This window comes from Stenotrophomonas maltophilia, assembly GCF_025642255.1.
Taxonomy (GTDB): Bacteria; Pseudomonadota; Gammaproteobacteria; order Xanthomonadales; family Xanthomonadaceae; genus Stenotrophomonas; species Stenotrophomonas maltophilia_P.
Map to the genome: position 1 here is coordinate 3,091,594 of NZ_CP106759.1, position 15,368 is coordinate 3,106,961.

The 15,368-nt window shown below is 66.6% G+C and carries 16 protein-coding genes; 4 read left to right on the forward strand and 12 right to left on the reverse strand.

Annotated features, from left to right (window positions below; all coding sequences use genetic code 11):
• Positions 1-14: 14 nt before the first annotated feature.
• From N8888_RS14225 to N8888_RS14235, 3 genes are all read left to right on the forward strand, one after another.
• On the forward strand, positions 15-932 hold the full coding sequence (locus N8888_RS14225) for an alpha/beta fold hydrolase (protein ID WP_065174796.1): 918 nt from the start codon (positions 15-17) through the stop codon (positions 930-932).
• Complete coding sequence (locus N8888_RS14230) at positions 929-3,406, forward strand: acyl-CoA dehydrogenase (protein WP_065174795.1); 2,478 nt, start codon at positions 929-931, stop codon at positions 3,404-3,406. The genes N8888_RS14225 and N8888_RS14230 overlap by 4 nt, the downstream gene beginning before the upstream one ends.
• A gap of 74 nt (positions 3,407-3,480) precedes the next feature.
• Complete coding sequence (locus N8888_RS14235) at positions 3,481-3,948, forward strand: hotdog fold domain-containing protein (protein ID WP_263175332.1); 468 nt, start codon at positions 3,481-3,483, stop codon at positions 3,946-3,948.
• A 472-nt stretch (positions 3,949-4,420) separates the two neighbouring features.
• On the opposite strand, the gene N8888_RS14240 is transcribed toward N8888_RS14235, so the two are convergent.
• Both N8888_RS14240 and N8888_RS14245 read right to left on the reverse strand, forming a co-directional pair.
• On the reverse strand, positions 4,421-4,771 hold the full coding sequence (locus N8888_RS14240; RefSeq protein WP_263175334.1) for a DUF1304 domain-containing protein: 351 nt from the start codon (positions 4,769-4,771) through the stop codon (positions 4,421-4,423).
• Between the two features lie 29 nt (positions 4,772-4,800).
• Positions 4,801-6,129: an NTP/NDP exchange transporter gene (locus N8888_RS14245; protein WP_053520263.1), complete on the reverse strand. Its 1,329-nt coding sequence runs from the start codon at positions 6,127-6,129 to the stop codon at positions 4,801-4,803.
• Between the two features lie 284 nt (positions 6,130-6,413).
• Here N8888_RS14245 and N8888_RS14250 point away from each other — a divergent pair, with 284 nt between their 5' ends.
• Positions 6,414-7,814, forward strand: a complete 1,401-nt coding sequence (locus tag N8888_RS14250; RefSeq protein ID WP_263175336.1) for a serine hydrolase domain-containing protein — start codon at positions 6,414-6,416, stop codon at positions 7,812-7,814.
• 139 nt (positions 7,815-7,953) lie between these two features.
• Here N8888_RS14250 and N8888_RS14255 read toward each other — a convergent pair whose 3' ends face one another.
• From N8888_RS14255 to nudE, 10 genes are all read right to left on the reverse strand, one after another.
• On the reverse strand, positions 7,954-8,454 hold the full coding sequence (locus N8888_RS14255) for a histone (RefSeq protein ID WP_065174792.1): 501 nt from the start codon (positions 8,452-8,454) through the stop codon (positions 7,954-7,956).
• A gap of 774 nt (positions 8,455-9,228) precedes the next feature.
• Positions 9,229-9,624 (reverse strand): glycine cleavage system protein GcvH, encoded by a 396-nt coding sequence (gene gcvH, locus N8888_RS14260; protein WP_053520260.1) that lies wholly within the window; start codon positions 9,622-9,624, stop codon positions 9,229-9,231.
• A gap of 93 nt (positions 9,625-9,717) precedes the next feature.
• The gene (gcvT, locus tag N8888_RS14265; protein WP_193396747.1) at positions 9,718-10,830 is read right to left on the reverse strand and encodes a glycine cleavage system aminomethyltransferase GcvT; all 1,113 of its coding nucleotides are present in this window, start codon (positions 10,828-10,830) and stop codon (positions 9,718-9,720) included.
• Between the two features lie 102 nt (positions 10,831-10,932).
• Positions 10,933-11,367, reverse strand: a complete 435-nt coding sequence (locus N8888_RS14270) for an NfeD family protein (RefSeq protein WP_053520258.1) — start codon at positions 11,365-11,367, stop codon at positions 10,933-10,935.
• A 1-nt stretch (position 11,368) separates the two neighbouring features.
• Complete coding sequence (locus tag N8888_RS14275; protein WP_053520257.1) at positions 11,369-12,328, reverse strand: SPFH domain-containing protein; 960 nt, start codon at positions 12,326-12,328, stop codon at positions 11,369-11,371.
• A 66-nt stretch (positions 12,329-12,394) separates the two neighbouring features.
• Positions 12,395-12,697 carry an Mpo1-like protein gene (locus N8888_RS14280; RefSeq protein WP_053520256.1) on the reverse strand — a complete coding sequence of 101 codons (303 nt, stop codon included), beginning with the start codon at positions 12,695-12,697 and terminating at the stop codon, positions 12,395-12,397.
• A gap of 68 nt (positions 12,698-12,765) precedes the next feature.
• Positions 12,766-13,092 carry a YnfA family protein gene (locus tag N8888_RS14285; protein WP_065182615.1) on the reverse strand — a complete coding sequence of 109 codons (327 nt, stop codon included), beginning with the start codon at positions 13,090-13,092 and terminating at the stop codon, positions 12,766-12,768.
• Positions 13,089-13,928: a nucleoside triphosphate pyrophosphohydrolase gene (mazG, locus tag N8888_RS14290; RefSeq protein WP_053520254.1), complete on the reverse strand. Its 840-nt coding sequence runs from the start codon at positions 13,926-13,928 to the stop codon at positions 13,089-13,091. Before mazG ends, N8888_RS14285 begins: the two co-directional genes overlap by 4 nt.
• Before the next feature lie 12 nt (positions 13,929-13,940).
• The gene (gene cysQ, locus N8888_RS14295) at positions 13,941-14,744 is read right to left on the reverse strand and encodes a 3'(2'),5'-bisphosphate nucleotidase CysQ (RefSeq protein ID WP_053520253.1); all 804 of its coding nucleotides are present in this window, start codon (positions 14,742-14,744) and stop codon (positions 13,941-13,943) included.
• Positions 14,741-15,304 carry an ADP compounds hydrolase NudE gene (gene nudE, locus N8888_RS14300; protein ID WP_053520252.1) on the reverse strand — a complete coding sequence of 188 codons (564 nt, stop codon included), beginning with the start codon at positions 15,302-15,304 and terminating at the stop codon, positions 14,741-14,743. Before nudE ends, cysQ begins: the two co-directional genes overlap by 4 nt.
• Positions 15,305-15,368 lie beyond the last annotated feature (64 nt).

A 15,368-nucleotide genomic window follows, 5' to 3' on the forward strand; every position in this document is an offset into this window, starting at 1 on the left:
CCATACTAGCAAGTATGGTTACTTCCCCCACACCCGTTGCGTTCCACGACCTGCGTCTGGAAGCCGCGCACGGCACACGGCTGGCCGCCACGGCCAGCGATCACGGCCGCCGCGGCCGGGTGCTGTTCGCCCACGGTTTCGGGCAGACCCGGCATGCCTGGAACGCCACGGCCCGCGCGCTGTCTGCTGCCGGCCTGCAGACGCTGGCCTACGACGCCCGCGGTCACGGCGATTCGGACTGGAATGCCGCCGACCTGCCCTATCACGGCGAGCAGTTCGCCGACGACCTGATCGTGCTGGCCGGCGAACAGCCGCGCCCGCCGGTGCTGGTCGCCGCCTCGATGGGCGGCCTGTTCGGCCTGCTGGCCGAATCGCGCTGGCCGGGCCTGTTCTCGGCGATGGTGCTGGTGGACATCACCCCGCGCTGGGATACCGCGGGCGTGGAGCGCATCCTCGCCTTCATGACCGCCCATCCCGATGGCTTCGCCTCGCTGGCCCAGGCCGCCGACGTGATTTCCGCCTACATGCCGCACCGGCCTCGCAAATCCGAGCAGTCGCTGCGCGCGCTGCTGCGCGAGGATGGTCACGGCCGCTGGCGCTGGCACTGGGATCCGCGCCTGGTCGCCGAGCTGGCCCGCGACAGCGAGCAGCACCAGGATGCGCTGGCCGATGCCGCGCGCCAGGTGAAGTGCCCGATGCTGCTGGTCAGTGGGGGGCGCAGTGACCTGGTCACGCCGCAGACCGTGGCCGAATTCCTGGCGCTGGCCCCGCACGCGCGCCACGTGCAGTTGCCGCAGGCCACGCACATGGTCGCCGGCGACGACAACGACGCCTTTACCGCTACTGTGTTGGACTATCTGGACGTGTTGCCTGCGGTGGACGCCGCAGCTTCGTCCGTCACAAACGAGCACGTCACCGGAGCACGCTCATGAGCATCGTTCTTCCCTTCCTTGCCCTGCTGCTGGCAGGTGCATTCGCCGCCTACCACCGCATGCGGCTGGTCACCTGGACGCTGATCAGCGCCGCGCTGCTGGTCGCCTGCTGGTTCATCCCCTACGTCAACCAGACCGCCACGATCGTCGCCGCCGCCGTGCTGGCCGTGATCGCTGTACCGCTGCTGCTGCCGTTCATCCGCAAGCCGCTGCTGACCGGTCCGATGATGAAGGTGTTCCGCAAGGTACTGCCGCCGCTGTCGCAGACCGAGCGCATCGCACTGGAAACCGGCTCGGTCGGTTTTGAAGGCGAGCTGTTCACCGGCGATCCGGACTGGAACATCCTGCTCAACTATCCCAAGCCGCAGTTGACCGCCGAGGAGCAGGCCTTCCTCGACGGCCCGGTGGAAGAGCTGTGCCGGATGGTCAACGACTGGGAGATCACCCACGTCCACGCCGACCTGCCGCCCGAGCTGTGGGCCTTCATCAAGAAGAACAAGTTCTTCGGCATGATCATCCCGAAGGAATACGGCGGCCTGGGCTTCTCTGCGCTGGCCCACCACAAGGTGATCCAGAAGCTGGCCTCGGTATCCTCGGTGGTCAGCTCGACCGTCGGCGTGCCGAACTCGCTGGGTCCGGGCGAACTGCTGGTGCATTACGGCACCCAGGAGCAGAAGGACCAGTACCTGCCGCGTCTGGCCGACGGTCGTGAAGTGCCCTGCTTCGGCCTGACCGGCCCGTTTGCCGGCTCCGATGCCACCTCGATTCCCGACTACGGCATCGTCTGCCGGGGCGAATGGAATGGCGAGCAGGTGCTGGGCGTCAGGCTGACGTTCGACAAGCGTTACATCACCCTGGCTCCGGTCGCATCGCTGATCGGTCTGGCCTTCCGCATGTACGACCCGGATGGCCTGATCGGAGAGACCCGCGACATCGGCATCACCCTGGGCCTGCTGCCGCGCGATACCGCCGGCGTCGAGATCGGCCGCCGCCACTTCCCGCTGAACTCGACCTTCCAGAACGGCCCGATTCGCGGCAAGGACGTGTTCATCCCGCTGACCCAGCTCATCGGCGGCGCTGCCATGGCCGGCAAGGGCTGGAACATGCTCAACGAATGCCTGGCCGTGGGCCGTTCGATCACGCTGCCGTCCACCGCCAGCGGTGGCGCCAAGGCCGGCGCTGCGGTGACCGGCGCCTACGCGCGCATCCGCAAGCAGTTCGGCCTGTCGGTCGGCCGCTTTGAAGGCGTGGAGGAAGCACTGGCCCGTATCGGCGGCAAGGCCTACAAGATCAGCGCGCTGTCGCAGGCCACGGCTGCCGCCGTCGACCGCGGCGACGTGCCATCGGTACCGTCGGCGATCGCCAAGTACCACTGCACCAGCATGAGCCGCGAGGTGATCTCGGACGTGATGGATGTCATCGGCGGCAAGGGCATCATCCTCGGCCCGCGCAACTTCGCCGGCCGCAGCTGGCAGGCTGCGCCGATCGCGATCACCGTGGAAGGCGCCAACATCATGACCCGCAGCCTGCTGATCTTCGGCCAGGGTGCGATTCTCTGCCACCCGTGGGTGCTGAAGGAGATGAAGGCTGCACAGGATCCGGATACCCGTGCCGGCCTGCAGGAATTCGACCGCAGCCTGTTCGGCCACATCCGCTACGGCATTTCCAACGCCGTGCGCTCGTTCTGGTTCGGCCTGACCGGCGCCCGCTTCGGTGCCGCCCCGGGCGATGCCTACACCCGCCGTTATTTCCGCAAGCTGGACCGCTATTCGGCCAATCTGGCGCTGATGGCCGACATCTCGATGATGACGCTCGGCGGCAAGCTGAAGTTCAAGGAATCGCTGTCCGGCCGCCTGGGCGATGTGCTGAGCCACATCTACATGACCAGCGCCATGCTCAAGCGCTACCACGATGAGGGCGCACCGCAGGCCGACCAGCCGCTGCTGGCCTGGGCCTTCCATGACAGCGTGCACAAGATCGAAGAATCGCTGTCGGCCGCCCTGCGCAACTTCCCGATCCGTCCGATCGGCTGGCTGATGTGGGCACTGATCTTCCCGCTGGGCCGCCGCGCCGAAGCACCGGGTGATCGCCTGAGCCGTCGCGTCGCCGCTCTGCTGATGGCGCCGAACGAAGCGCGCGACCGCCTGGCACAGGGTGTGTTCCTGACCCCGTGCGAGAACAACCCGGGCGGCCGCATCAACAGCTATCTGGCCAAGGCCATCATGGCCGAGCCGGTGGAGCGCAAGTTCCTGAAGGCGCTGAAGAGCAAGGGCATCGAGGCGCTGGACTTCCAGAGCCAGCTGGACGAAGCCGTGGCCGAAGGTGTGATCACCCAGGACGAGCGCACGCTGCTGGAAGAGCTGCGCACGCTGACCCTGGACACCATCACCGTGGACGACTTCGACACTCACGAACTGCGCGCGGCCAGCTACTACGACCGCCAGCACAAGGACCCGCACTCGCAGGCCGCCTGATCGCCCGCGACACGCGTTGCCTCGACGGCGGGCCTCGGCCCGCCGTCGCTTTATCCGCCCAACGGAATCCCACCATGTCCACGCCCCTGCTCTCGCTCTACAACCGCCTGCAGCGCTGGCCTGCCGGCACCTGGCTGTTCTCGCGCGCGGTGTGCTTCAAGGCGCCCTACTTCGCCAGCATCGCGCCGCGCATCACCCGCCTGGAAAACGGCCGCTGCGAAGGTACGCTGGCGGACCGACGCAGGGTGCACAACCACATCGGCACGGTGCACGCGATCGCGATGTGCAATCTGGCCGAACTGACGGCCGGGCTGATGGTTGATGCATCACTGCCGAAGGGCATGCGCTGGATCCCCAAGGGCATGCAGGTGCAGTACCTGGCCAAGGCACGCGGCACGCTGCAGGCGGTGGCACTGCCGGCGCAGCCGATCGTGGTCGCGGCCCAGGGCTATGCGCTGCCGGTGACGGTGAGCGTGCGCGACCGTGCAGGGACCGAAGTGTTCAGCGCGGTCATCGACATGTGGATGTCGCCGGCCAAGTGAGGTTTCGGCCAACGGCGCAGCCCCTCGTGGGTTGGTCGCGGCATGCGGTTATCGGTTGGGCCGGATGGGTCGAGCCAGGCGGGGACGCCGTGAACCCATCCCTGGGGGCTTAGCCGCGCCATCCATGGCGCGGATACCCCGCCCGGCCCGACCCATCCGGCCTCTGACAGATCTGTGCGGCGTCCAACCCACGCAGAAGAAAAAAGAAGAGCAGAAGCAAAAGCGGCCCATCGGTCGCTTTTGCTGTTGCTGTTGCTGTTTGCTCTTTTTTTTCTTCTCCGTGGGCTGGACGCCCGCGGAAACTGTCAGGGGCCGGGCGGGTTGGGTTCGCGGGGGTGTCCGCGGCATGGATGCCGCGGCCAAGCCTACAGGGACGTACTTGCGGCGTCCCCCGCGAACCCAACCTGCCTGGCCAAACCCATGACACGCTCTACGCGGCCAACCCACGAGGGGCTGCGCCGTTGGCCGGAACTCACACCAGCGCGCGCAGCATCAGCGCCAGGATCGCCGGCAGCGCCTGGATCATGAAGATCCGGCGGCTCACGCTGTAGGCGCCATAGCACCCCGCCACGACCACGCAGGCCAGCGAGAACGTCACCAGCACCGGCTGTGCCATCACCAGCCCCGCCACGATGCCGGCCGCCAGGAAGCCGTTGTACAGCCCCTGGTTGGCCGCCAGCACCTGTGTGGTCTGCGCCTTCTCTGGCGTGTTGCGGAACGTCTTCAGCCCCAGTGGCCGCGTCCACAGGAACATCTCCAGCACCAGGAAGTACACATGCAGTGCGGCAACCAGCAGCGTCAGCAGCAACGCGATCCATGACATCGTGGGTTCTCCTCAAATGGGGGGCGACCTCAACGGTCGCGGGGCAGCTTCTTCTCTTCGCGCAGCACGCCGAACGCGGCCAGCGTCATGAACGCGGCCACCGCGACGCCTCCGATGAACACCACGTGCGAACCGAACAATGCCAGTCCCTTGTGCACCCAGGTGAAGCTCAGGTCGGCCCCACGATAGACCACCGTGTCGATGGCCGCACCGGCCTTGTAGCGCCATTGACGGTCGACACGGGTATAGATCGTCTCGCGTGCCGGCTTGGCCAGGGCGAACTCGCTGGCCCGGGTCATCACCTGCACCACCGCCACCATCAGCGGCATCGGCGACGCCGCCAGCACCGAGAAGCCGATCAGGATCGCGAAGCCGGGAATCAACAGCGCCGGAGCGATGCCGTGGCGCGACAGCAGCCAGCGGGTCAGGCCCAGCTGCATCAGCAGGGCCAGCGCGTTCACCGCCAGATCGATGCGCGAGAAAAATGCGGTGCTCGCCGCAGGGTCGGTGAACGACGCGCGCACGATGCTGGCCTGCTGGTTGTACAGCAGCGTTCCCACGCCGACGCCAAACACCACCATGATGGCCAGCCAGCGCAGCAGGGGCTCGCGCGCGATCAGCTTCAGGCCATCAAGCACGCTGCCGCCCATCGGCTGCTCGCCGGAGACCAGTTGCTGCTCGCGTTCACGCAGCACCGCCCAGTGCCGCAGGCGCCAGATGCACAGCAGGCACACGATCAGGAAGCCGGCCGAGACCAGCATCAGGTTGGCGATACCCACCCGCTGCACCAGCGCACTGGTGATGATCGGGCCGAGGAACGCGCCGAGCGTGCCGGCCGCGCCGATGTAGCCGTAGTACGCACGGGCCTGCACGTTGGAGAACACATCCGCCATGAAGCTCCAGAACACGGCGACGGCGAACAGGTTGAACACCATGACCCAGAAGAAGAAGGCCATGCCCCGCCCCGGCACGCCACTGTCGAACAGTGCGTAGAAGCCCAGCAGGGTCGCGATGAAGAAGCCATACACGGCCGGCAGGAATACCCGCCGCGGAAAGCGGCTGACCAGCCAGCCATAGACCGGCTGCAGCACCAGCATGATCACGAACACGCAGGAAAACAGGAACTGCAGGACGAAATCCTTCAGTGCGATGCCGTGGCTGGCGAACCAGGCGATCAGCACCGGCGGGAACACCGTCTCCAGGTCGGCCGAAGCCGCCATCGCCTCGCGTACCGGTCGCAGCACGTAGTAGCCGCTCAGCAGGCAGAAGAAGTAGAGGAACGACCACCACAGTGCCGGGGACTCGCGCAGCGCTGCCAGCAGCCCGCGCAACGGCCTCCCGTCCTGCACCGAACTCATGCGGCGCCCCACGCCAGCAGGCAGCGGTTGGACAGCGGCATGGCAGGCTCCGGGGGGCGGCAAAGCGCGTACGTTAGCCAATGCACTGCAACATCGCCAGCGCGGCACGCAGGTGGCGCCGCAGGGGACTCGCACGGGCGACCGCCGACACGTTCGGATACACAATCCGGCAGCGTCAAAATTCCAACTTTTTCAACGAGATGCGCATTCATCTTCGCTTTGTTTGTGCACAGGCGAAAAGCGGCGCTAGAATCGCCATCAGCAGTCGCGCACGGGTCCAACCGATGAAAAAGAACAGCCTGCGTCGTCCGATCCGTTCGGCGGCCACCGGTTTGCTGGGCATGCTGATGCCCGTTGCCTTGTCCACCACCGCGCAGACCCCGCCGGCCTTGCCGCCGATGCCGGCCAACATCGAGTCCGCGGCCGCACCGGCCGTCGCGCATACCCAGCCGGCCGCTTACCGTACCGGCCTGACGCCGCAGGTGCAGGCGCCCGCCCCCGGCTTCAACGTTGCCAACATCGAATCGATGGCGCAGCAGCTCACCTATGGCGAGCGCGTGCCGGGCATGGCGGTGGCGATCGTGCAGGGTGGACGCGTGCTGAGTGCGCGCGGTTACGGCGTCACCGACGTCAACAATCCGCTGCCGGTCGATGCCCATACCGTGTTCCGGCTGGCCTCGCTGTCCAAGGCCTTCGCGGGCACCATGGCCGGCCTGCTGGTCAATGACGGCACGCTGCGCTGGGACAGCAAGGTCACCGACTATGTGCCCGGCTTCCGCCTCAACTCGCCGGAAGCCACCGAGCGTCTGACCGTCGCCGACGTGCTCAGCCACCGCGTCGGCCTGCCCTACAACGCCTACGACCGTGACATCGAAGGCAACGCCGAGTACTACGCACTGACCCAGAAGCTGGCCAACACCAGCCTCAAGTGCCTGCCAGGCGACTGCTACGCCTACCAGAACGTGGCCTTCAGCCTGATCGGCGACGTCGTCTACGCCGCCTCCGGCAGCTTCTACGAGCAGGCGGTCGAGCGCCGCATCTTCAAGCCGCTGGGCATGAACGATGCCAGCCTCGGCCTGGCCGGCATCCAGGCCAGTTCGCGGTGGGCACGTCCGCATGTGCGCAGCCGTAATGGCTGGGTGTCGCTGACGCCGAAGCCGACCTACTACCGGGTCGCGCCGGCGGCCGGCGTCAACGCCAGTGCCAGCGACATGGCACAGTGGCTGCTGGCCCACACCGGTCATCGCCCCGACGTGCTGCCGGCACCGCTGCTGGCCACCCTGCATTCGAGCCTGATCAACACGCCGGGCGAAATGCGGTCGGGCTGGCGCCGCGAGCGTCTGCATTCGGCCGGCTACGCGCTCGGCTGGCGCACCTTCGATTACGCCGGTCATGACGTGGTGTTCCACGCCGGCGCCGTGCAGGGCTACCGTGGCCTTGTCGCTCTGGTCCCGGAGCGTGATCTCGGCATCGCGATCATGTGGAACGGCGAAAGCGGCCTGCCCAGCGGCCTGCTGCCGACCGTGCTCGACTCCGCGCTTGGCCTTCCCTCGCAACGCTGGCTGGACGTGGATACCGACTTCGGCAGCGACAACCTGATGGCCGAGGGCGCAAGCCCGGCGCAGCAGGACAAGCGCAAGGGCAAGGGTGCATCCAGCAACCGCGCGGTCGCCTCGCCGCGCTGAACCGGCACTCCCTGGCATCACCGGAAGGGCGGCCCATCGGTCGCCCTTTTTTTTGCGGGCTGCAGGCAGGGGATAAAAAAACCCCCTCCTCGCTGGGCAGCCGAGGAAGGGGTTTCAGGGTACGGCTATCGGGAAGTACTTAGATCAGCGGCGCCGGGGTTGCCGGCAGAGCGACCGGAGCGGCCTTCTTCTTGCGGGCGGCCGGCTTGCGCTTGGCGACCTTCTTCGCTGCCTTCTTCGGGGCAGCCTTCTTGGTCGCCTTCTTGGCCGCCTTCTTCGCAACCTTCTTTACGGCCTTCTTGGTCGCCTTCTTGGCGACCTTCTTGGCCGGCTTGCGGGCAGTGGTCTTCTTGGCGGCCTTCTTTGCAGTCTTCTTCGCTGCCTTCTTGGCGACCTTCTTCACTGCCTTCTTCGCGGTCTTCTTCGCCGGCTTCTTGGCTACCTTCTTTGCCGCCTTCTTCACTGCCTTCTTCGCAGTGGTCTTCTTGGCGACCTTCTTCGCAGCCTTCTTCACCGCCTTCTTGGCGGTCGCCTTCTTTGCGACCTTCTTCACTGCCTTCTTGGCAGCGGCCTTCTTAGCGACCTTCTTCACCGCCTTCTTGGCGGCGGGCTTTTTCTTCGCAGCTTTCTTGGTTGCCATGGGATGGCTCCTCGTCAGTGATAGGGAGTTGAAACGCCCAGGTGGATCAAACCCGCGGATGCTGCGTGCGGGGACCGCCGGCGCGTCAGGCGCGCCGTTACGGATGCGGCAATGCCTGCCTCGATCGGCGGAGCAGGCATCGGAACGGGAGTTGCCTTGCATTTCTCCGGGGGAAGCGGGGCCATGTCCACCGTCTTGGGGATCGCGGTGGCTTTCGAGGGGCTGCTTCGCATCGGACGATTGATTCTGCGCACTCGGTTGGGCAGGCAAGGTCTGCTGAGGCGAAACCTAATCACGCTTTTTTTTACTGTCAACAACCCCCGCGAAAAATTTTCACATTGGCGCCGTCCCGGACACCGTCTCCAGCGTCCTCGTTTCGCTTCCGCAGACACCGCTGGCGTGCGCAACACGACCGCCACGCGCGCCACTGCGTGCGCGCGCGCTCAAGAAAAAACACTTGAAATAAGCACTCTGCGTAGATGCGTGCCATTCCTGCGCCACCTCGCGCACGCACCCGGGCTACGTATCGCAGCGGCCTGCCGCGCCACCACAACGGGGCCGCAACGAGGCAGGAAAAGTTTTCACATTCGAACGCGCCGGCGCGGGGTGGAAACGCGGATTTGCGCAAAACTGCGCGCGTCCGAAGACACCCTTCCGAAGCGTCTGATGCCGCGTCGTGGGTGTGCAGCGAACCGGGCGTCATGAGTCCGGCGCGGTCGCCGGAACGAAAACGGCCACCCGAAGGTGGCCGTTTTCAAACCAGGAAACAACGACTCAGTGGTCGTCGTTCTCCAGGACTTCGGCGTAAGCGTCCGGGTCCAGCAGCTCGTTGATCTCTTCGGCGTTGGACAGTTCGACCACGAACATCCAGCCCTCGCCGTAGGCATCTTCGTTGATGGTTTCCGGCTTGTCGGACAGCGCCGAGTTGACCTCGACGACCTTGCCGCTGATCGGGCTGTAGACGTCCGAGGCCGCCTTCACCGACTCGACGACAGCGATCTGCTCGCCGGCCTTGGCGTCGGCGCCGACCTCCGGCAGTTCGACGTAGACCAGGTCACCCAGCAGGCCCTGGGCGTGGTCGGAAATACCGACGGTAACGCGGCCATTGCCTTCGACACGGGCCCACTCGTGGGACTTGAGGAACTTGAGGTCGCCGGGGATCTCGCTCATGGGACTGCTCCAGGATTTGCAGGGGGTGGAAAAAACGGGGCTAGTGTAACCAACCGGCCGCCACTGCTGTCAGTGACGTCCGGCACGTTCGGATCAGGCGTCGGCGAGCACGCCGGGCTGGGCCTGGCCTTCGCGCACGAAGGGGAACTTGACCACGCGCACCGGCACCTGCCGGCCACGGATATCGACCGTGACCTGGCCGAGGTCACCTGCCGGCACGCGGGCAAAGGCGATGCCCTTGGCCAGCGTCGGCGAGAAGGTGCCGGACAGGATTTCGCCCTGGCCGCCGGCCGTGGTGACCACCTGGCCGTGGCGCAGGACACCCTTCTCGTCCATCACCAGGCCGATCATCTGCCGCGCATTGCCGGCGGCCTTCTGCGCTTCCAACACGTCGCGACCGATGAAGTCACGGCCTTCGTCCAGCGACACCGTCCAGGCCAGTGCGGCTTCGTACGGGCTGATGGCTTCGTCCATGTCCTGGCCGTACAGATTCATGCCGGCCTCCAGGCGCAGGGTGTCGCGGGCACCGAGGCCCGCCGGCTTCACGCCTGCAGACAGCAGGCGGTTCCAGAACCCGACCACGGCCTCCTGCGGCAGCAGGATCTCGAAACCGTCCTCACCGGTGTAACCGGTACGGGCAACGAACAGTTCGACGCCCTCATCGGACCGCACCTGCAGCGCGGCGAAGCGGCCGAGCTTGCCCAGCGCCTCGCGGTCGGCGGCGCCGACCAGGCCGATGACGAGCTCGCGCGCCTGCGGCCCCTGCACGGCGAGGATGGCCAGGTCAGGGCGCTGTTCAACGGACACGTTGAACGGAGCGGCCTGCGCACGCAGCCAGGCCAGATCCTTCTCGCGGGTGGAGGCGTTGACCACCATGCGGAAGAAGTCCTCGCCCAGGTAATAGACGATGAGGTCATCGATGACGCCGCCTTCGGCATTGAGCATGCACGAGTACAGCGCCTTGCCCGGCACCTTCAGCTTGTCGATGGAATTGGCCAGCAGGCGGCGCAGGAACGGCTTGACCTGCTCGCCGCGCAGGTCCACCACGGTCATGTGGCTGACATCGAACACGCCGGCCTCGCGACGCACCAGATGGTGCTCGTCCAGCTGCGAGCCGTAGTGGATGGGCATGTCCCAACCCCCGAAATCGACCATCTTGGCGCCGAGGGCGCGGTGGGTATCGTTGAGCAGCGTCTTCTGGGTCATGACCGTTCCGGCAGCAGAGGAAACAAGAACCCCCATTATCCCAGATCGATCGCCCACGGGCGTGCCGCACCGCAGCGGTTCGCGCACGTACCGCCCGCAGGCTCAGCTGGCCGCTTCAACCACCAGCGTGCTGCCCTGCACCGCGACCACCCGCACCCGTGCCCCGGCCGGCAGTTCCGGACCGCTGACCTGCCAGTACGCATCGTCGATGCTGACCCGACCCTGCCCGTCCGTGATGCCCTGCTGCAATGGCACCACCCGACCGATCAGCTGCTCGGCGCGGCGGTTCAGCAACGGCTTGTCGCTGGCGCGTGCCCGCGACCTGCCCCAGCGCCGGTAGCACTGGATCGAAAGCACGCTCAGCACGACGAAGGCGACCACCTGCCACAGCAGCGGGATGCCGGCAAAGATCGCCACCAGCACGAACACCGCTGCAGCGCCGATGCCGATCCACAGCATGAACGCGCCGGGCAGCAGAGCCTCCGCAGCGAACAGGAGCAGGGCCAGCGCCCCCCAGGCGACGACGTCCCAGCGCATGTCAGCCTCCGATCGGCGGCGGTCGCTTGCCGGCCGCCTTGTTGTCCTGGCTGGCCAGTGCCTGCTTGGCCAGCTCGGCCACGCCGGCGATGGAGCCGATCACCCCACTGGCCTCCATCGGCATCAGCACCAGCTTCTGGTTCGGCGAGCTGGCCAGTTCCTTGAACGCTTCCACGTACTTCTGGGCGACGAAGTAGTTGATCGCCTGCACATCGCCCTCGGCGATCGCCGCCGACACCACCTTGGTCGCCATCGCTTCGGCTTCCGCCAGGCGCTCGCGTGCCTCCGCATCGCGGAACGCTGCCTCGCGCCGCCCTTCCGCCTCCAGCACCGTGGCCTGCTTCTCGCCATCGGCGCGCAGGATCTCCGACTGCCGCGAGCCTTCCGCCTCCAGGATCTGCGCACGCTTCTCGCGCTCGGCCTTCATCTGCCGCGCCATCGCGTCGAGCAGATCGCGGGGCGGCTGGATGTCGCGGATCTCGATGCGGTTCACCTTCACGCCCCACGGGTTGGTGGCATGGTCGACCACGCTGAGCAGCTGGGCATTGATCACCTCGCGCTGGCTCAGCGATTCGTCCAGGTCCATCGAGCCGATCACGGTACGGATGTTGGTCTGGACCAGAGCGATCATGGCCACTTCCAGGTTGGCCACCTCATAGGCGGCCTTGGCGGCGTCCAGCACCTGGAAGAACACCACCCCGTCGACGCGCACGGCGGCGTTGTCCTTGGTGATCACTTCCTGGCTGGGTACATCCAGCACCTGCTCCATCATGTTCACCTTGCGCCCCACGCCGTACACGATGGGGATCAGGAAGTGCAGGCCGGGGGTCATGGTGTGGGTGTAGCGGCCGAACCGCTCGACAGTCCATTCATATCCCTGCGGCACCATGCGCACGGCCTTGAACAGGATGACCACGGCCACGAAGGCCAGTACCACGGTAAAGAACATGGTCGGGAACATCAGGCTTTCCTTATCGGTAGACGTCCAACCCCGAGCATAGCGTGTGAATGCGGCGTGCACACGTTCTCACCACCGCACCCGCCCGCGCAGGATGTCGATGAACATCACCCAGTCCCCCAGGAACGAGTACAGCGGATGGCGGAACGTGGCCGGGCGGTTCTTCTCGAAGAAGAAGTGCCCCACCCAAGCGAACCCGTACCCACAGACCAATGCCGTCAACAGCAGCAGCGGCTGGCCGCGCAGGATCGCCGCAGCGACCAGCAGCAGTACGCCGCAGCTGCCGATGAAGTGCAGGCGCCGCGACACCGGATGGCGGTGCTCGCTGAGATAGAACGGATAGAAGTCACGGAAGCTGGAGAAACGGGACATGTGCGCACTCCCAACGCCACGATCCGCCCCATCATGCCCCTTTCCGGCGGGCCTGGCACTGCCGGCGGTCAGCCCGGCTGGCGCGGCCCGAACATGATCACCGCCATGCCCGCCAGGCACAGTGCAGCACCCAGCAGATCCCAGCGGCTGGGCCGGACGCCATCGACCAGCCACAGCCAGAACAGCGCGGTGCCGATGTACACGCCACCGTAAGCGGCATAGACGCGGCCACTGGCGGTCGGATGCAGGGTCAGCAGCCAGGCGAACAGGGCCAGACTGGCCGCCGCCGGCAGCAGCAGCCAGACGCTGCCTCCTTTGCGCAGCCACAGCCACGGCAGGTAGCAGCCGACGATCTCGGCCAGCGCGGTCAGCAGGAACAGGCCGAGTGTCTTCATTCCTTCTCGGCGGCCTTGGCGTGCTGCCAGAGCGCTTCCTGCGCGTCCAGGTCCAGCGAGGCGAGGGATGTGCCCTGTGCCTCGGCCTGTGCCTCCATGGCCCGGAAGCGACGCTCGAACTTGTGGTTGGCACCGCGCAGCGCGGCGCCCAGGTCGATGTCGGCGTGGCGGGCCAGGTTGGCGCAGACGAACAACAGGTCGCCCAGTTCCTCCTGCAGCCGCGCCTTGTTGCCGGCGATGTCGCCGCGCTCGAACTCCTCGCGCAGTTCCTGCAGTTCCTCGGCGGCCTTGTCCAGGACCGGCAGCGGGCCCGGCCAGTCGAAGCCCACCTTGGCCGCGCGCGACTGCAGCTTCACCGCGCGTTGCCACTCCGGCAGGCCCCGCGAGATTCCAGCCAGGGCGGAATGGTCCTGTTCGCCCTTGGCTGCCCGCTCCGCGCGCTTGATCGCATCCCAGTTGCGCATGACCCCATCGGCATCATCGACGCTGACATCGGCGAAGACATGCGGATGGCGGCGCTGCATCTTGTCGCTGATCGCGCGGGCAACCTCTGCGAAAGCGAACGCCCCCTGCTCTTCGGCCATGCGAGCATGGAATACCACCTGCAGCAGCAGGTCGCCGAGCTCGTCGCAGAGATCATCGAGGTCACCGCGATCGATCGCGTCGGCGACTTCGTAGGCTTCCTCGATGGTGTATGGGGCAATGGTCGCAAAGTCCTGCTCCAGGTCCCACGGGCAGCCGCCCTGCGGATCACGCAGGCGGGCCATGATCGCCAGCAGGCGTTCCAGTTCGGTGCTGGCGGCACTGCCGGCGGTGGGGGTGTCATGCGCGCTCATGCGGCCTCCAGGTCAGTCGGACAACCAGTCGCGCCACGGCAGGCTGGTATCGCCAAGGGCGATGAAATCGCCGTTCAACAGCGTCTCGCGGCGGTTGTAGCGGAAGGGCTTGCCGGTCGCCGCCGAGAGGACCGCGCCGCCCGCCGCGTGCAGCACGCACTGGCCGGCGGCGGTATCCCATTCGGAGGTCGGGCCGAGCCGCGGGTACACATCCAGGCCCGCCTCGGCAATGCGGCAGAACTTCAGCGACGAGCCCTGGGCGATGGTCTCGATGCGGCCCATGCGCGCCAGCAGCGCTTCGGTTTCCGGCGAGCGGTGGGAGCGGCTTGCCGCCACCCGCAGCGGAGCGGTCGCCGGGCTGCGCGTGCGCAGCACGGTGTCGTGCAGTCCCTGCCGGCGGTACGCCAGTTCGCCGCGCATGGCGTGCCACAGAATGCCGGTGACCGGCGCCAGCACGACGCCAAACGCCGGGGCACCCTGGTAGATCAGGGCGATGTTGACGCTGAATTCGCCGTTGCGCTTGACGAACTCGCGGGTACCGTCAAGCGGATCGACCAGCCAGTAGGCGCCCCAATGGCGGCGCAGTTCCCAGGGCACCTGGGCCGACTCTTCAGACAGGATGGGCAGATCCGGGGTCAGTTGCCGCAGACCCTGCTCAATGACCTGGTTGGCGGCCAGGTCAGCGGCGGTCACCGGACTGTTGTCGTCCTTGATCCGCACGTCGAATCCTTCGGCGTAGACCTGCATGATGGCCTGGCCGGCTTCCTGCGCGATGGCGATCGCGGTCTCGCGCAGATCCGTGGTCAGCTTGATCATCGGGCTCCCTGCAGCCACTGGCGGGCGATGAACAACGCCGCCAGCGAGCGGCCCTCGGAAAAGTCCTCGCGCAGCATCAACCGGTCCAGCTCGGACAGCTTCCAGGGCACCACCTCCAGCTCCTCGGGCTCGTCACCGATCAGCTTTTCCGGATACAGGTCGCGCGCCACCACCAGCCACGACTGGTGGCTCATGTACGTCGGCGCCAGCGTCATGGCGCGCAGCACATCGACCCGATGCGCGCCATAGCCGGCCTCTTCCTTCAGTTCGCGATCGGCGGCCTGCTCGGGGGTCTCGCCGGCATCGATCCGGCCCTTGACCAGGCCAAGCTCGTACCGATGTACCCCGGCCGCGTATTCACGCACCAGCAGCACCGTCTCGTCGTCGAGCATGGGCACCACCACCACCGCACCGTGGCCACGACTGACCAGGCGCTCGAAGCGGCGGCGTTCACCATTGGAGAATTCCAGATCCAGATGCTGGCGCTGGAAGGGACCGTTCTCTTCATCGGTGATCCGATGGATGATCGGCAGGCGACGGCTGGCACGGTCATCGTTCATGCGGAATCTCCGCGGCGGCCGACGCGGGCGCCGGGGCCGATAGAATGTGCAGGCAGCAACATGT